This is a genomic window from Nocardioides caricicola, assembly GCF_039541135.1.
In the GTDB taxonomy this organism is placed as follows: Bacteria; Actinomycetota; Actinomycetes; order Propionibacteriales; family Nocardioidaceae; genus Nocardioides; species Nocardioides caricicola.
This window is the reverse complement of record NZ_BAABFQ010000007.1, coordinates 35,796-51,925: the sequence shown is the minus strand read 5'-3', so window position 1 is coordinate 51,925 and position 16,130 is coordinate 35,796. Positions and strand designations below refer to the sequence as shown.

General features: G+C 71.9%; 14 protein-coding genes. 12 read left to right on the top strand and 2 right to left on the bottom strand.

The features are described 5' to 3' along the window. Position 1: 1 nt before the first annotated feature. On the top strand, positions 2 to 1,165 hold the full coding sequence (gene rodA, locus ABD875_RS14285) for a rod shape-determining protein RodA (RefSeq protein WP_345178143.1): 1,164 nt from the start codon (positions 2 to 4) through the stop codon (positions 1,163 to 1,165). On the opposite strand, the gene ABD875_RS14280 is transcribed toward rodA, so the two are convergent. Then, positions 1,155 to 2,276: a calcium:cation antiporter gene (locus ABD875_RS14280; protein ID WP_345178141.1), complete on the bottom strand. Its 1,122-nt coding sequence runs from the start codon at positions 2,274 to 2,276 to the stop codon at positions 1,155 to 1,157. The two genes, rodA and ABD875_RS14280, sit on opposite strands and share 11 nt — an antisense overlap. 92 nt (positions 2,277 to 2,368) lie before the next feature. Here ABD875_RS14280 and ABD875_RS14275 point away from each other — a divergent pair, with 92 nt between their 5' ends. The 8 genes from ABD875_RS14275 to ABD875_RS14240 all read left to right on the top strand — a co-directional run bounded on the left by ABD875_RS14275 (position 2,369) and on the right by ABD875_RS14240 (position 9,677). Beyond that, the gene (locus tag ABD875_RS14275; RefSeq protein ID WP_345178136.1) at positions 2,369 to 3,982 is read left to right on the top strand and encodes an MDR family MFS transporter; all 1,614 of its coding nucleotides are present in this window, start codon (positions 2,369 to 2,371) and stop codon (positions 3,980 to 3,982) included. Positions 3,983 to 4,013: 31 nt separating this feature from the next. After that, on the top strand, positions 4,014 to 4,172 hold the full coding sequence (locus ABD875_RS14270; protein WP_345178132.1) for a hypothetical protein: 159 nt from the start codon (positions 4,014 to 4,016) through the stop codon (positions 4,170 to 4,172). A 73-nt stretch (positions 4,173 to 4,245) separates the two neighbouring features. Beyond that, the gene (locus ABD875_RS14265; protein ID WP_345178129.1) at positions 4,246 to 6,213 is read left to right on the top strand and encodes a TIGR03960 family B12-binding radical SAM protein; all 1,968 of its coding nucleotides are present in this window, start codon (positions 4,246 to 4,248) and stop codon (positions 6,211 to 6,213) included. A gap of 91 nt (positions 6,214 to 6,304) precedes the next feature. Beyond that, positions 6,305 to 6,892 (top strand): hypothetical protein, encoded by a 588-nt coding sequence (locus tag ABD875_RS14260; protein WP_345178125.1) that lies wholly within the window; start codon positions 6,305 to 6,307, stop codon positions 6,890 to 6,892. A gap of 7 nt (positions 6,893 to 6,899) precedes the next feature. Beyond that, a complete protein-coding gene (locus tag ABD875_RS14255; protein ID WP_345178121.1) occupies positions 6,900 to 7,472 on the top strand; it encodes a hypothetical protein in 573 nt (190 codons plus the stop codon). Next, entirely contained in the window at positions 7,469 to 8,056 is a 588-nt protein-coding gene (locus ABD875_RS14250; RefSeq protein WP_345178119.1) for a signal peptidase I, read from the top strand. The genes ABD875_RS14255 and ABD875_RS14250 overlap by 4 nt, the downstream gene beginning before the upstream one ends. Beyond that, complete coding sequence (locus ABD875_RS14245) at positions 8,053 to 9,099, top strand: cellulose binding domain-containing protein (protein ID WP_345178116.1); 1,047 nt, start codon at positions 8,053 to 8,055, stop codon at positions 9,097 to 9,099. Before ABD875_RS14250 ends, ABD875_RS14245 begins: the two co-directional genes overlap by 4 nt. Continuing rightward, positions 9,096 to 9,677, top strand: a complete 582-nt coding sequence (locus tag ABD875_RS14240) for a hypothetical protein (protein ID WP_345178114.1) — start codon at positions 9,096 to 9,098, stop codon at positions 9,675 to 9,677. The genes ABD875_RS14245 and ABD875_RS14240 overlap by 4 nt, the downstream gene beginning before the upstream one ends. On the opposite strand, the gene ABD875_RS14235 is transcribed toward ABD875_RS14240, so the two are convergent. Then, a complete protein-coding gene (locus ABD875_RS14235; RefSeq protein WP_379187950.1) occupies positions 9,637 to 10,872 on the bottom strand; it encodes an MFS transporter in 1,236 nt (411 codons plus the stop codon). The genes ABD875_RS14240 and ABD875_RS14235 overlap by 41 nt on opposite strands. A 43-nt stretch (positions 10,873 to 10,915) precedes the next feature. On the opposite strand from ABD875_RS14235, the gene ABD875_RS14230 reads away from it, so the two are divergent. The 3 genes from ABD875_RS14230 (at position 10,916) to ABD875_RS14220 (ending at position 16,072) form a co-directional block, all read left to right on the top strand. Beyond that, positions 10,916 to 12,094, top strand: a complete 1,179-nt coding sequence (locus ABD875_RS14230) for a winged helix DNA-binding domain-containing protein (protein WP_345178108.1) — start codon at positions 10,916 to 10,918, stop codon at positions 12,092 to 12,094. A 9-nt stretch (positions 12,095 to 12,103) separates the two neighbouring features. Beyond that, positions 12,104 to 12,823 carry a TIGR03936 family radical SAM-associated protein gene (locus ABD875_RS14225; RefSeq protein WP_345178106.1) on the top strand — a complete coding sequence of 240 codons (720 nt, stop codon included), beginning with the start codon at positions 12,104 to 12,106 and terminating at the stop codon, positions 12,821 to 12,823. A gap of 303 nt (positions 12,824 to 13,126) precedes the next feature. Further along, positions 13,127 to 16,072: an Rne/Rng family ribonuclease gene (locus tag ABD875_RS14220; protein WP_345178104.1), complete on the top strand. Its 2,946-nt coding sequence runs from the start codon at positions 13,127 to 13,129 to the stop codon at positions 16,070 to 16,072. Positions 16,073 to 16,130 lie beyond the last annotated feature (58 nt).

Sequence of the window (16,130 nt, the reverse complement as noted above, 5' to 3'; positions counted from 1 at the left end):
CGTGCTCGCGAAGCCCCGCCTCGACTGGGTCCTGATGCTGGCCGTGCTCGGCCTGGTCGCGCTCGGCAGCGTGCTGGTGTGGTCGGCCACGACCCAGCGCGCCGACCTCACCGGCGGCGACCCGACGGCGTACCTGAAGAAGCAGCTGGTCAACGTCGCGATCGGCCTGGTGCTGATGGTGCTCGTGCTCGCCACCGACCACCGGTGGGTGCGGATCGTCGCGCCGCTGGTGTACGTCGCGTCCGTCGCCGGGCTGGTGCTCGTGCTGACGATGGGCACGGTCGTCAACGGCTCCCGGTCGTGGCTGATGATCGGCGGGATGTCGATCCAGCCGTCGGAGTTCGCCAAGCTCGCGGTGGTGATCGGGATGGCGCTGTGGGTCGCGGAGCGCCACGACGTACGGCGCGGTCGCCCCGGCGGCGCGCTCGGCGACGTCGTCGGGATGCTGGCGATCGCCGGGCTGCCGGCCGCGCTGATCCTGATGCAGCCCGACCTCGGCACGATGCTGGTGCTGTCGGCGACCGTCTTCGGCGTGATCGCGGTGTCCGGTGCGCCGCGCCGCTGGCTGGCGCTGCTCGCCGGGGGAGCGCTCACCGCCGGCGTCGCCGCCGTGGCGGCCGGCGTGCTGAAGCAGTACCAGGTGGACCGGTTCCTCGCGTTCACCAACCCCGACCTCGACCCGCGCGGCGCGGGCTACAACGTCGAGCAGGCCCGGATCGCGGTCGGCAACGGCGGGCTGTTCGGCCAGGGGCTCTTCGACGGGTCGCAGACCCGCGCCGGGTTCGTCCCCGAGCAGCACACCGACTTCGTGTTCACCGTCGCGGGCGAGGAGCTGGGGCTGGTCGGCGCCGGCGTCCTCATCGCGCTGCTGGGACTCGTGATCTGGCGGGCGCTGCGCATCGCCTCCCGGTCCGAGGACGTCTTCGGCCGGCTGGCCGCGGCCGGCATCGCCTGCTGGTTCGGCTTCCAGGCGTTCCAGAACGTCGGGATGTGCCTCGGGATCATGCCGGTCACCGGCGTACCGCTGCCGTTCGTGTCGTACGGCGGCAGCTCGATGTTCGCGGGGATGCTCGCGATCGGCCTGCTGCAGAACATCCACCTGCGCTCGAACGCCGTGCTGCCCACGCGCTACACGATGCCGACGCGCACCCTGGTCAGGGCTTGATCGCGAGGAACACGAACGACGCCAGCAGCACCAGGTGCACGAAGCCCTGGAGCGACTTCGACCGGCCGGGCACCACGGTGAGCACGGCCACGATCACCGAGACCAGCAGCAGCACCATCTGGGTCGGCTCGAGCCCGAGCACGAGGGGTCCGTCGAGCCAGATCGACGCGACCGCGATCGCGGGGATCGTGAGGCCGATGCTCGCCATCGCCGAGCCGTAGGCGAGGTTGAGGCTGGTCTGCACGCGGTTGCGCGCGGCGGCGCGGGCGGCCGCGATCGACTCGGGAAGCAGCACGAGCAGCGCGATCACGACGCCGACGAACGAGTGCGGGAACCCGATCGCCTCCACGGCGTCCTCGATCGGGTACGACTCCACCTTCGCGAGCCCGACGACGGCGACCAGCCCGACGAGCAGCAGGAACAGGCTGGCCAGGGCGGCCCGGTTGCTCGGCGGGTCTGCGTGCCCGTCGCCGTCCTCGTCCACCGGCCAGTCGACCTGTCCGTCCTCGGTGGTGTCGCCCTCCTCGACCGGCAGGAAGAAGTCGCGGTGCTTGACGGTCTGGGTGAAGACGAAGATGCCGTAGAGCGCGAGCGAGGCGATCGCCGCGAAGGTCAGCTGCGCGCCGGAGAACTCCGGCCCGGGCGTGCTGGTCGTGAACCGCGGCAGCACCAGCGTCAGCGCGGCCAGCGCGACGACGGTCATCAGGGCCGCCCCGGTGCCCTCGGGGTTGAAGACCGCCATCCGGTACTTCAGCGCGCCGATCAGCAGCGCGAGACCGGCGATGCCGTTGACGGTGATCATCACGGCCGCGAACACGGTGTCGCGGGCGAGCGCCGAGGTGTCGCTGCCGCTCACCATCAGCGTCACGATCAGCGCCACCTCGATCACGGTCACCGCGACCGCGAGCAGCAGCGACCCGAACGGCTCGCCCACCCGGTGCGCCACGACCTCGGCGTGGTGCACCGCCGAGAGCACGGCGCCGATCAGGAAGATGCCGATCCCGATCGCCACGACCGCACCGGGGTGGCGACCCCAGGAGAGCACGAGCACCACGATCGCTGCGGGCGGCGCGAGGATCGTCCAGTCCAGCCGTCGTCCCAGGATGGTCATGCGGGAACCCTACGGAGTCGCTCCCACGAGTGGCGCCGGTCACGTGGGTTTCGTTGCCGGAGGCAACCTTCGCGGGCCTAGGCTGGCCCGCGATGAGCGACGACAACCGCGCGGGCGACTCCGGCGAGTACACGCACCGGCAGATCCAGGTGATCCTCTCCGGCTTGATGCTGGGCATGTTCCTGGGCGCACTCGACCAGACGATCGTGAGCACGTCGATCCGCACGATCTCCGACGACCTGAACGGGCTCTCGGTGCAGGCGTGGGTGACCACGGCGTACCTCATCACCGCGACGATCACGACGCCGATCTACGGCAAGCTCGGCGACAACTACGGTCGCAAGAAGCTGTTCATGTTCGCGATCAGCGTCTTCATCGTCGGCTCGGCGCTCTGCTCGTTCGCCACCTCGATGCCCCAGCTCGCGGCGTTCCGCGCGTTCCAGGGGCTCGGTGCGGGCGGCCTGTTCACCCTGGTCCTCGCGATCATCGGCGACATCGTGTCGCCGCGCGAGCGGGCCCGCTACACCGGCTACTTCATGGCCATGTTCGGCACGTCGAGCGTGCTGGGACCGCTGATCGGCGGGTTCTTCGCCGGGCAGGAGACCATCCTCGGCATCGACGGCTGGCGCTGGGTGTTCCTGGTGAACGTCCCGGTCGGCATCGCCGCCCTGGCCGTCGTCTCCCGCACGCTGCACATCCACCACACGCCGCGGCACCTGCGGGTCGACTGGTGGGGAGCGATCGCCCTGGTCGTCGCCCTCGTGCCGCTGCTGACCGTCGCCGAGCAGGGCCGCGAGTGGGGCTGGGACTCCACCCGGTCGATCGCGTGCTTCGTGGTCGGGACGATCGGAGCGGTCGCGTTCGTCGTCGCCGAGAAGTACATGGGCGAGGCCGCGCTGATCCCGCTGCGGATCTTCAAGGTCCGCCCGGCCGCGGTCACGATCGCGGCCAGCGTGATCGTCGGCATGGCGATGTTCGGCGGCATCATGCTGCTCCCGCAGTACATGCAGATCGTGCATGGCGCCACGCCCACCGAGGCCGGGCTGCTGATGCTGCCGATGGTGCTCGGCCTGATGGCCGGCTCGATCGGCTCCGGCCAGGTGATCTCGAGGACCGGGCACATCCGGTGGTTCCCGGTCGTCGGCTCGGCCGTGACGGTCGTCGGCCTGCTGCTGCTCTCGCGCTGTGGCGCGGACACCCCGATGATCTGGGTCAGCCTCTCGATGCTGGTGCTCGGCCTCGGTCTCGGCAACTGCCTCCAGCCGATCCTGCTGATCGTGCAGAGCTCGGTGCCGCCGACCGACATCGGGGTGGCCACCAGCTCCGCGACGTTCTTCCGCCAGATCGGCGGCACGCTCGGCGTCGCGGTCTTCCTCTCGGTGCTGTTCAGCACCCTCGGCAGCAACGTCGAGGACGCGATCGCCGCCGACTCCCAGACACCCGAGTGGCAGCAGGCGGTCGCCGAGGGGCACGTCTTCGACCCGTCCACGATCGCCCAGATCCAGGACGACTCCTCGTTCATCGAGGAGCTGCCGCCGGTGTTCGCCCACCCGTTCAAGGTCGGCTTCGCCGAGTCCATGGACCTGGTGTTCCTCCTGGCCGCCGGCGCCGGCGTCCTGGCGTTCCTCATCCTGCTGTTCCTGCCCCCGGTCGAGCTGCGCGCGACGTCCGCGAGCGTCGCGGCACGCGCCGAGTCCGCGCCCTAGGTCGGACCGCGGATCTGTTTGGATAGATGGCATGACCGACCGTGAGATCGAGCCGGACATCGCCGACGCCGTGCACGCCGTGACCAACCGCTACGGCGTCGCCGGGCTGGAGGACCTGATCGCCCTCGCCCAGGAGGAGCTGGTCGTGGCCCGCCGGGCGCTCGAGGAGCTGGCGCCCGGCGCCGACTGAGGGTTCGCCCGACCGCGCGGACGCGTCGTACCCTTGGTGGTTGGTCCCCAACCCCCTGCGAGGTCGTAGCCGCATGTCCGCTCCAGCGAGCGTCTTCCCCCTGCTCGAGCCCCGGCTCCAGTCGGTGTCCAAGCCGATCCAGTACGTCGGCGGCGAGCTCAACTCCACCGTCAAGGACTGGGACTGCGGCTCCGCGACGACGGGGGAGGGCGAGACCGTCCGCTGGGCGCTGATGTACCCGGACGCCTATGAGGTCGGGCTGCCCAACCAGGGCGTGCAGATCCTCTACGAGGTGCTCAACGAGCGCGACTGGATCGTCGCCGAGCGCACCTACGCCGTGTGGCCCGACATGGAGCAGCTGCTGCGCGAGGAGGGGATCCCGCAGTTCACCGTCGACGCCCACCGTCCGGTGCGCGCGTTCGACCTCTTCGGCCTGAGCTTCTCGACCGAGCTCGGCTACACGAACATGCTCAACGCCCTCGACCTCGCGGGCATCCCGCTCCACGCGGCCGACCGCACCGACGAGGACCCGATCGTGCTCGCCGGCGGCCACGCCGCCTTCAACCCCGAGCCGATCGCCGACTTCCTCGACGCCGCCGTGCTCGGCGACGGCGAGGAGGTCGTGCTCGCGATCTCCGAGGTCGTCCGCGACTGGAAGGCCGAGGGTCGCCCCGGCGGCCGCGACGAGGTGCTGCGCCGGCTCGCGGTCAGCGGCAACATCTACGTCCCGCGCTTCTACGACGTCACGTACGCCGCCGACGGCTCGATCGAGGCCGTCGTCCCGAACCGCCCCGGCATCCCGTTCCGCGTCCGCAAGCACACGCTGATGGACCTCGACGCGTGGCCGTACCCCGCCAAGCCGCTGGTGCCGCTCGCCGAGACCGTGCACGAGCGGTTCTCGGTCGAGATCTTCCGCGGCTGCACCCGCGGCTGCCGCTTCTGCCAGGCCGGGATGATCACCCGCCCGGTCCGGGAGCGGTCGATCGAGACGATCGGCGACATGGTCGAGAACGGCATCCGGAAGTCCGGCTTCGAAGAGGTCGGCCTGCTGTCGCTGTCCAGCGCCGACCACACCGAGATCGGCGAGGTCGCCAAGGGGCTGGCCGACCGCTACGACGGCTCCAACGTCTCGCTCTCGCTGCCGTCGACGCGCGTCGACGCCTTCAACATCACGCTCGCCAACGAGTTCTCCCGCAACGGCCGGCGCTCGGGCCTCACGTTCGCGCCCGAGGGCGGCTCGGAGCGGATGCGCAAGGTGATCAACAAGATGGTCACCGAGGAGGACCTGATCCGCACCGTGGCGACGGCGTACTCCCACGGTTGGCGCCAGGTGAAGCTCTACTTCATGGTCGGCCTGCCGACCGAGACCGACGAGGACGTCCTCCAGGTCGCCGAGCTCGCCAAGAAGGTCATCGCCAAGGGCCGCGAGGTCTCCGGCCGCAACGACATCCGCTGCACGGTGTCCATCGGCGGCTTCGTGCCGAAGCCGCACACGCCGTTCCAGTGGGCCGCGCAGCTCGACCACGAGACCACCGACGACCGGCTCCGCAAGCTGCGCGACACCGTCCGCGACGACAAGAAGTACGGCCGCGCGATCGGCTTCCGCTACCACGACGGCAAGCCCGGCATCGTCGAGGGACTGCTGTCGCGCGGCGACCGCCGGGTCGGCCGGATCATCGAGCAGGTGTGGCGCGACGGCGGCCGCTTCGACGGCTGGAGCGAGCACTTCTCCTACGACCGCTGGGTCCAGGCCGCCGAGACCGCGCTGGCCGGCACCGGCGTCGACCTGGCCTGGTACACCACCCGCGAGCGCGAGTACGACGAGGTGCTGCCCTGGGACCACCTCGACTCCGGGCTCGACAAGGACTGGCTGTGGGCCGACTGGGAGGACGCCCTGGCCGTCGGCGACGGCACCTCCGACGTCGAGGTCGAGGACTGCCGGTGGACGCCGTGCTACGACTGCGGCGTGTGCCCCGAGATGGGCACCGAGATCCAGATCGGCCCGACCGGCCGGCAGCTGCTCCCGCTCTCGGTCGTGTAGCGCTGGTCTGATCACCCGATCCGGGGGAGACGTGCCGGCGGGCCTGCGTTCTACGGTCGCAGCAGCGAGTTGACGACCGAGGGAGCACGCCATGTCCAGCACGCCCACGCCTGCTCAGGAGCCGGCAGCCCAGGAGCCGACCACCCAGGAGCGACTCGCCTGGATGGGCCGGAACTCGACGAAGCTCATCCTGGCGCTGATCGCGATCGTCATCGCGGCGGTCGTCGTGATCTTCTCGTTCAGCCTCTTCACCAGCTCGTCGGCCAACCCCGGCAACATGGTGGGCACCGGCACCATGGAGATCGACAACTCCAAGGAGGGCATCGCGATCCTGACGGTCGACAACATGCTCCCGGGCGAGGCGACCACCGGGACCGTGGAGGTCACCAACGTCGGCGACGCCGAGGGTGACTTCGAGCTGACGTCCTCCAACCTCGTCGACACGCCCGCCACCCCGGCGCTCTCGAGCGTGCTGACCCTGGTCGTCACCGACGGGACGACCGAGGTCTACAACGGCGCCCTCGCCGCGGCCGGCACGATCGACCTGGGAACCTGGCAGCCGGACGAGAAGCACACCTACACGTTCACGGTGACGTTCGCCGAGACGGCCGGCAACGAGTACCAGGACTCGCAGACGACCGTCGACTTCACCTGGGACGCCACGCAGAGCACCTCCTGAGGGCCGGATGGCAGCGGCGGATCCGGCCCCGGAGCTGGTCTCGGGCAGGCCCAGCGGCTCCCTGCTGCGCGACCGCAAGCTGATCGCGATCCTGATCGCCGGCGGGGTGATGGCGTTCGTCGTCACCGCCGTCGTCGGGTTCTCCGGAGCGTTCTTCTCCTCGACGTCGCACTCCCCGGGGAACGAGTACTCCGCCGCCGGCATGGGCCTCACGCTGGCTCGGACGGGCGAGCTCGTCGACGGCTCCGGCATGGTGGCCGGTGACAGCAGGAGTGGCACCCAGACCGTCACGAACCAGGGTCATCGCGGCCGGCTGACCCTCGACGCGCGCGGCGTCGACGGGCAGTCCCCGCTCGCGAAGGCGCTCACCGTCGTCGTACAGCAGACCGACCCCGCGCTGGCGCAGCCGGCGTACGACGGCCCGCTCGCCGGACTCGCCCAGGTCCCGCTGGGCACGCTCGCCACCGGTGACCGGCGCAGCTACCGCATCACGGTCACCTGGCCCGCCGGGACCGGCTCAGGGGCGGCCGGTACCAGCACCAGCCTGACGTTCGACTGGCAGATCGAGTCGGTGTCGTGAGCGCGCCGTCCTCCGCCAGGCGTCGGCGGATCATCTCGGGCCTGACGACGGGGGCCATGCTCCTGGCGCTCGCGCTCGCCACGATCATGGTGCTCCCGACCCTGCTGGGCTACGAGCGCTACGTGATCATCAGCGGCTCGATGGAGCCGACCCTGCCGGTGGGCTCGGTCGTGTACGACGAGGTCGTGCCCGTCGACGACCTCGAGGTCGGCGACATCATCACGTTCGTCCCGCCCCCGGAGTACGACATCTCCGCGCCGGTGACGCACCGGATCGTGCGGATCGGCATCGCCGGCGAGGGCTCGGACGTCGCCGGCGAGCGGATCTTCCGCACCCAGGGCGACAACAACGACGCGATGGACCCCTGGCTGATGGTGCTCGACGGCCCGGACCAGGGGCGGGTGGCCCATCACATCCCGTACGTCGGCTACGTCTACATGGCGCTCCAGGTGGGCTGGGTCCAGCTGCTGGTGATCGGCATCCCCGCTGTCGCCCTCATCGTCTACATCGTCGTCACGCTCTGGCGGCTCTCCGGCGACGCCGTCCGCGAGGAGCGCGAGAGCGAGCAGGAGGCCGTGCCATGAGGCGGATGCTGGTCGTCGTGACCGTGATCGCGGCGGTGGTCACCGGATTCGGGACCGGGGCCGCGATCGCCGCGTTCACGGCGCGCGAGTCGAACCCCCAGACCTTCAGCGCCGCCACCCCGGCACCCCCCGCCACGCTCGTGGCGCAGTCGAGGTCGAACGACGGGGGCGTGACCACCAGTGGGTTCCGCTTCGGCCTGAAGCTGGTGAACCGAGGGACGTCGTCGACAGGCCTCGGCACCGTGACGATGCGCTACTGGTTCACCGCGGACGGCGCCCAGCAGATCGCGCCGGCCTGCTACTACGCCACCTTCGGCTGCGGCCAGGTCTCCCTCTCCGTCACCGAGCTCGGCGCGGCCCGCGAGAACGCCGACCACTACCTCCAGGTGTCGTTCAACGGCGGCACGCTGGCGGCGGGCGGCTCCGCGACCCTGGAGGAGCTCGCCGCCATCGACCAGGGCGGCGTCCCCATGACGCAGACCGACGACTGGAGCTTCGTGAACCGGTCGTCGTACGCCGACAGCGCGCGGGTCACCGTGTACGTCGGCGGCCAGCTGGTCTGGGGCACGGAACCGCCTGCGGCGGCCGTGACCGAGGACGTCGAGGTGCAGTACGAGAACCGCGCGGTCGTCCCGACGGACAACGCGCTGGTGCCCACCATCAAGCTCGTCGACGTCGGGAACGTCGACATCGACCTGCGCCGGGTCACCCTCAGGTACTGGTTCACCAAGGACACCGTCGACCAGCAGCTGCTGGGCTTCTGCGACTACGCCCAGGTCGGCTGCGACAAGGTCTCGCTCGGCTTCGTGCCGGTGTCGCCGGCGAGGCCGAAGGCCGACACCTACCTCGAGGTGAAGTTCACCGGCGGGACCATGCCGGCCGAGGGCAGCACGGGTGGGATCCAGATCCGCGTCCACAAGGCCAACTACTCCAACTTCGACGAGACCAACGACTACAGCTGGGGGACCAACACCACGTTCGAGCCGAACCCGAGGATCACCGCCTACCTCGACGGACAGCTGGTCTGGGGGACGCCGCCGTGACCGACGTGCGCGAGCAACCGACCGCTGCCGACCGGCTGCGCTGGCTGCGGAGGAACATGATGGCCTGGGCGTCGGCCCTGGTGCTGCTGGTGGTCGCTGCCGCGGTGGGCGCGAGCTACACCCTCGGCCTGTTCAGCGCGGACTCGGCGAGCCTGAGGAACGTGGTGACGAGCGGGAGCATGACCCAGGTCAACAGCGCGGACAACGCCGCGTTCATGAGCGCGCAGGACCTGGTGCCCGGTGACCACGTCGACGGCGCGGTGACCGTGCGCAACGAGGGAGACGCCACGGGCAGCTTCCGGCTGGTCGCCGCGGACGTCGAGGACGACCCAGGTCCCGGAGGCGGACTGCTGTCCGAGCGGATGACGCTCCGGGTCGTCGAGGTGGGCAGCGGCGAGGAGGTCTACGTCGGGCCCGTCGCCGCCCTCGACGCCGACCTCGGCACCTGGGCGCCCGACGAGGAGCGCGGCTACGAGTTCGTGGCGACCTTCCCGCAGGGGACGGCCGCTGCCGACAACGCCTACCAGCTCTCGTCGTTCACGGTGACGTACGTGTGGGACGCGGTCCAGGCGCCGTGACCGGCGCCAGCTGGTCCTCGACGTACCGCGGCTCGGCGACGTACGCCGCCAGCCAGAACAGCGGCAGCGCGAGGCCGAGCAGCAGCCACAGCGGCGCCGTCCAGCCGTCGGTCCACCCATGGAGGAGACCGACCGCGAAGGGGCCCGCCGCGGCGATCAGGTAGCCGGTCGACTGGGTGAACGCCGACAGCGCGGCGGTGCCCTCGGCGGTGTGGGCGCGCAGCCCGACGAGCGTGAGGATCAGCGGGAACGTGACCGTCGCGACCCCGACGACCACCGCCCACAGCGGTGCCAGGGAGTACGGCGCGACCATCAGCCCGACGTACCCCACCGGGTAGGCCGCGATCACCGGGAACAGCACCCGTCGCGAGTCCGGCGTCCGGGCCAGGACGTTGGGGAGCCACAGCGAGAGCGGGATGCTGGTGCCGGCGACGAGGCCGGCCAGGACACCCGCCTCCGTCGCGGAGTAGCCGCTGTCGCGCCAGAGCTGGGCGAACCAACCGAAGATCGCGTACGCCTGCAGCGACTGCAGGCCGAAGAACAGCGCCATGGCCTGCCCGAGCCGGGTGCGGGCGACGTCGCGGTACCGCACCGTCGCGGGCGTGCGCACGAGGGTGCGGTCGTGGCGGGCCAGCGCGGTCCACGGGAGGGCGGCGATCACCGCCATCACCGCCCACGCGCCGAGGCCCCAGCGCCAGCCGCCCAGCCAGTCCGCCACGGGGACCGTCAGCACGAGCGCACCGGTGAGGCCCGTCGAGAGCGCGGTCGTGTAGATCGCGGTCACCAGACCGATCCGGTCCGGGAAGTGCAGCTTCACCAGCGAGGGGAGGAGCACGTTGGCCATCGCCATCCCGGCGAGCGCGACCAGGGACAGCAGGAGGAACAGCGTCTCGCTGCCGGTCACGGCGCGCCCGAACAGCCCGACGGTGGCGGCCAGCAGCGCCACCAGCGTGACCCGGTGGATGCCGAACCGGGCGGCGGCCGCCGGCGCCGCGGCGCCGAACGCCGCGAAGCCGAGCACGGGCAGCGACGTCAGCAGTCCCGCCGTCGCCGGGGCCATGCCGAACGCCTCACGGACCTCGGCGAGCACGGGCCCGATGCTGACCGCGGCCGGCCGGAGGTTGAGGGACAGCACCACGAGGCCGACCAGGACCAGGGCCGTCGCGCGGCGTGCAGAGGTGCTCACTCGCCCCATCGTCCCAGCCGGGTCGTCGGTGGTCTCCGGCAGGATGTGATCCATGCGCCGGGTCAGTGATGTCGAGAGACGACAGCGGCTCGCCCGCCGACACGCCCTCGCTCCGCAGCACCGCGCGCCCGACCCGGTGGCCGCGACCCGCGCGATGACCGTGCTGCACGCGACGGAGGCGCCCAGCGTCTACCTCTCGCTGTGGGCGCGGGTGGACGGGCTCACCGTCGCCGACGTCGACCGCGCGCTCTACGACGACCGCAGCCTGGTCAAGCAGCTCGCGATGCGCCGCACCCTGTTCGTGTTCCCGCGCGACCTGCTGGCCGCCGCGTGGGGGAGCAGCTCCGCGCGCGTCGCGACCGCGCTGCGCGCCCGCTTCGCCAAGGAGATCGAGCAAGCCGGGTTCACGGCCGACGGCGCGGCCTGGCTGGCCGCCGCCGAGAAGGCCACGCTGGCCCGGCTCGCCGACGGCGCCGAGCTCTCGGCCCAGCAGCTGCGCGAGGAGATCCCCGAGCTCGCCGGCCGGCTCGACGTGGGCAAGGGCAAGTACGCCACCACCGTCTCGCTCGCGCCCCGCGTGCTGACCCAGCTCGGCGTCGAGGGCCAGATCGTGCGGGCCCGCAACGCCGGCCACTGGCGCACCGCCCGCCCGCAGTGGACCGCCACGGAGACCTGGCTCGGCGAGGTCCCGGAGCCCGCCGGGGAGCGGGAGGGGTACGCCGAGCTGGTGCGCCGCTGGCTGCGGACCTTCGGGCCGGGCACCGAGGCCGACGTGGTCTGGTGGCTGGGCTCGACCAAGACCGCCGTACGCGCCGCGCTGGCCGACGTCGGTGCCGTCGAGGTGGAGCTCGCCGGGGGAGGGACCGGCTGGGTGCTTCCCGACGACGTCGAGCCCGAGCCCGAGGTCGAGCCGTCGTCGGCGCTGCTCCCGGTGCTCGACCCGACCGTGATGGGCTGGAAGGAGCGCGGCTTCTACCTCGGCGAGCACGGCCCGATGCTGTTCGACACCAACGGCAACGCCGGCACCACCGCGTGGTGGGACGGCCGGATCGTCGGCTGCTGGGTGCAGGACCCCGACGGCATCGTGGTGCTGAACCTCCTCGAGGACGTCGGCGCCGACGCCCGCGCCGCGCTGGAGGCCGACGCCGCCCGGCTGACCGCGTGGCTCGACGGCCACCGGGTGAGCACGGTCTACCCGTCGATTGCGATGAAGCAGGCGCTCGCCCCGTAACCTTGACCGGTGCGTGACCAGCCCGAGCAGCAAGCCCCTCCCGTCCAGCGGCTGCGGATCCGCTACGCCAAGCGTGGCCGGCTCCGCTTCACCAGCCACCGGGACTTCAGCCGGGCGTTCGAGCGGGCGGTCTTCCGGGCTCGCGTGCCGATGGCCTACTCGTCCGGTTTCCACCCGCACCCGCGGATCTCGTACGCCGGCGCCGCGCCGACCGGGTCCGCGAGCGAGGCGGAGTACCTCGAGATCGGGCTGGCGGAGGTCGTCGACCCCGGCGCGGTGCGCGCGCAGCTCGAGGAGGCGCTCCCGGACGGGCTGGACATCGTCGAGGTCGTGGAGTCCCCGGGCGGGTCGCTGTCCGACCTGCTCGAGGCCAGCCACTGGCTCGCCGACGTCGACGCCGACCCCGCGGCGACGCAGGCGGCGGTGGCGACGTTCCTGGAGACCGACGCGGTCCTGGTCGAGCGGATGACCAAGAAGGGGCTGCGGGAGTTCGACTGCCGCGCCGCGGTCGTCTCGCTGAGCGCCACGCCCCGCGACGGCGGCGGCGCCCGCCTCGACCTCGTGCTGCGACACGCCGTACCGGCCGTCCGGTTCGACGACGTGCTGTCCGGCCTGACGAGCGTCGCCGGGCTCGAGATCGCAGGGGCGCCGCTCCTGACGCGGCTCGCCCAGGGGCCGCTCGACGCCGAGAACGCCACGGTCGGCGACCCGCTTCGTCCGCGCGGTTGACGCCGCCGGACCATCCGTGTGCGATACTCGCCATGGTCGCCCCGGACACCCGGTCCGGAACGACCCGACGACGTTCTCGCCGGTCCACCGAGGCCCGGCACGCTGAAGGCACGAACGTCCGCCAGACCGCGACGCGGCCCACCAGGCCTAGCGACCGCGGCAGGCGGGCCGGGTTGACGCCAGTGACGCACCGCGGAGGGTGTCGCCGCCACACGAAGGCTTTGCGTCACCGGCTCTGAGTTCGCGGGCCGAGGGCGTCGGACCACCCGAGCGCGAGGCGCTCCGGGTCAAGGAGTGCACCACATGCCCGACGAGATCCAGGTCGGCGAGACCGCCGCTCCCGAGCAGGCCCCCACCGAGGCGCCCGCAGAGAAGCCGGCGAAGAAGTCCGCCGCCAAGAAGACCACCGCCAAGAAGGCGACGGCCAAGAAGACCACCGCCAAGAAGACCGCGGAGGAGCCCGACCAGCCGACGCTGGAGGGCACCGAGCCGCCGGCCAAGAAGGCGGCGAAGAAGGCGCCGGCCAAGAAGGCCGCCGCCAAGAAGGCCCCGGCGAAGAAGGCCGCGGCGAAGAAGACCGCCGAGGCGGCTCCTCCCGTCGAGGTGGAGACCGCCGACGAGGCGCCGTCGGCGACCGCGGTGCTGTTCCAGGCACCGCCGACCCCGACCGTCACCCGCCGCACCCGCAAGGCCGCCGCGCCGAAGCCGGAGGCTGAGGACGCTCCGGCCGAGGAGACCCCGGCCGAGGAGTCCCCGGCTGAGGAGTCCCCGGCCGAGGCGAAGCCGGCGAAGAAGACGGCCGCCAAGAAGGCCGCCGCGAAGAAGACCACTGCCAAGAAGGCCGCCGCCAAGCCGGCCGAGGACGACACCGCCGCGGAGACTCCCGCCGAGGAGACCGAGGACGAGCAGGCCGACGACGAGCAGGGTGAGGGCAGCGGCGACGGCCCGGCCCGCCGCCGCCGTCGCCGTGGTGGCCGCCGCCGGCGCAAGCCGGGCGACCACGCCGAGGGCGAGAGCGCCGAGGGCGACTCCGAGGAGTCCACCGACGACGAGAGCGAGGCCGAGGCGGCCGCCGAGGGGGAGAGCGGCGAGACCTCGTCGCGCCGCCGCCGGCGCCGTCGCCGCTCCGGCGAGGACGGTGGCGGCGAGGGGTCCGACGACCCGCAGAACACCGTCACCCGGGTCCGCAGCCGCCGCTCCGCCGAGGACGAGATCACCGCCGTCTCCGGCTCGACCCGCCTCGAGGCCAAGAAGCAGCGCCGCCGCGAGGGCCGCGAGGCCGGCCGCCGCCGCGCGCCGATCGTGAGCGAGGCCGAGTTCCTCGCCCGTCGCGAGTCGGTCGACCGCGTGATGGTGATCCGCCAGCGCGAGGACCTCACCCAGATCGGCGTGCTCGAGGACCGTGTCCTCGTCGAGCACTACGTCGCCCGCGAGTCGCAGACCTCGCTGATCGGCAACGTCTACCTCGGCCGGGTGCAGAACGTGCTGCCCTCGATGGAGGCGGCGTTCATCGACATCGGCAAGGGTCGCAACGCGGTGCTGTACGCCGGCGAGGTCAACTGGTCCCAGCTCGGCCACAAGGACGGCCAGCCCCGCAAGATCGAGTCCGTGCTGTCCTCCGGGCAGACCGTGCTCGTGCAGGTCACCAAGGACCCGATCGGGCACAAGGGCGCCCGGCTCACCAGCCAGGTCAGCCTGGCCGGCCGGTTCCTGGTCTACGTGCCCGACGGCACCACCAGCGGCATCTCCCGCAAGCTGCCCGACACCGAGCGCAGCCGCCTCAAGGCCCTGCTCAAGGAGATCGTCCCGGACACCGCGGGCGTGATCGTCCGCACCGCGGCCGAGGGCGCCAGCGAGGACGAGCTGACCCGCGACGTCGAGCGGCTCAAGGCGCGCTGGGAGGACATCGAGAGCAAGGCGAAGGGCAACGCGCCGCAGCTGCTGTACGGCGAGCCGGACCTGACCCTGAAGGTCGTCCGCGACCTGTTCACCGAGGACTTCTCCAAGCTCGTCATCCAGGGCGACGACGCCTGGGAGACCGTCCAGAGCTACGTCCAGCACGTCGCACCGGACCTCGCCGACCGCCTCGAGCGCTACGAGCCCGGCCCGGACGGCAGCGGCGGCAAGGCCGACGTGTTCGCCGAGTACCGGATCGAGGAGCAGATCGCCAAGGGCCTGGACCGCAAGGTCTGGCTGCCCTCGGGTGGGTCGCTGATCATCGACCGCACCGAGGCGATGACCGTCGTCGACGTGAACACCGGCAAGTTCACCGGCTCCGGGGGCAACCTGGAGGAGACCGTCACCAAGAACAACCTCGAGGCGGCCGAGGAGATGGTGCGCCAGCTCCGGCTGCGCGACATCGGCGGCATCATCGTCATCGACTTCATCGACATGGTGCTCGAGTCGAACCGGGACCTGGTCCTGCGCCGGCTGGTCGAGTGCCTGGGTCGCGACCGCACCCGGCACCAGGTCGCCGAGGTCACCTCGCTCGGCCTGGTCCAGATGACCCGCAAGCGGATCGGCACCGGCCTGGTCGAGTCGTTCAGCGAGAACTGCGAGCACTGCCAGGGCCGCGGCGTGGTGATCCACGACGCGCCGGTCGAGTCCAAGAAGTCCGAGGACGACCGCGGTCGCGGCGGTCGCCGCAGCCGGGGCCGGGGCCGCGGCCAGGACCAGCCGGACAACGGCGGCAACAACGGCAACAACAACGGCGGCAACAACGGCGGCCGGGACGGCCAGAAGGACGGCCCGAAGGACGCCTCCAAGGACAAGGCGCCCTCGCCCAAGGACGTCGCCGCGATGGCCCGCCACGAGGACGCGGCCGGCGAGGCCGCTCCCGAGGTCGAGCCGGTTGCCGAGTCTGTTGCCGAGCCTGAGACGCCGACCGAGGAGCAGGTGCCCGCCACCGCCCCGCAGGTCGTGACCCGCACCCGCAGCCGCCGCAGCGCCAACCGCCCGGCGGCGGCGCCCGAGCCCGAGCCGGTCGTCGTGGCCGAGCCCACCCCGGAGCCCACCCCGGAGCCCACCCCGGAGCCCACCCCGGAACCGGCTGCGCCGGAACCGCCCAAGGTCGTCACCCGCACGCGCGGGCGCAGCGCGACCCGCCCGGCCGGACCGCCGGCGGAGATCGCGGTGGACGACGCAGCAGTGGACGCAGCAGTGGACGCAGCAGTGGATGGTGTCGTGGACGGCGACGCGCACCCGGTCGAGCACGTCCCGATCAAGAAGAAGGGGTCCCGCAAGCGCTGAGCTCGCGGTTTTGCCCTCGGGCGGCCGGGTCCGTAGTATTGACCCTCGGTGCGCCCAG

Excerpts from the sequence above, each read along its gene's own strand:
- ABD875_RS14280 (WP_345178141.1), bottom strand. The coding sequence starts at position 2,276 with ATGACCATCCTGGGACGACGGCTGGACTGGACGATCCTCGCGCCGCCC.
- ABD875_RS14275 (WP_345178136.1), top strand. The coding sequence starts at position 2,369 with ATGAGCGACGACAACCGCGCGGGCGACTCCGGCGAGTACACGCACCGG.
- ABD875_RS14270 (WP_345178132.1), top strand. The coding sequence starts at position 4,014 with ATGACCGACCGTGAGATCGAGCCGGACATCGCCGACGCCGTGCACGCC.
- ABD875_RS14265 (WP_345178129.1), top strand. The coding sequence starts at position 4,246 with ATGTCCGCTCCAGCGAGCGTCTTCCCCCTGCTCGAGCCCCGGCTCCAG.
- ABD875_RS14260 (WP_345178125.1), top strand. The coding sequence starts at position 6,305 with ATGTCCAGCACGCCCACGCCTGCTCAGGAGCCGGCAGCCCAGGAGCCG.
- ABD875_RS14255 (WP_345178121.1), top strand. The coding sequence starts at position 6,900 with ATGGCAGCGGCGGATCCGGCCCCGGAGCTGGTCTCGGGCAGGCCCAGC.
- ABD875_RS14245 (WP_345178116.1), top strand. The coding sequence starts at position 8,053 with ATGAGGCGGATGCTGGTCGTCGTGACCGTGATCGCGGCGGTGGTCACC.
- ABD875_RS14235 (WP_379187950.1), bottom strand. The coding sequence starts at position 10,872 with ATGGGGCGAGTGAGCACCTCTGCACGCCGCGCGACGGCCCTGGTCCTG.
- ABD875_RS14230 (WP_345178108.1), top strand. The coding sequence starts at position 10,916 with ATGCGCCGGGTCAGTGATGTCGAGAGACGACAGCGGCTCGCCCGCCGA.
- ABD875_RS14220 (WP_345178104.1), top strand. The coding sequence starts at position 13,127 with ATGCCCGACGAGATCCAGGTCGGCGAGACCGCCGCTCCCGAGCAGGCC.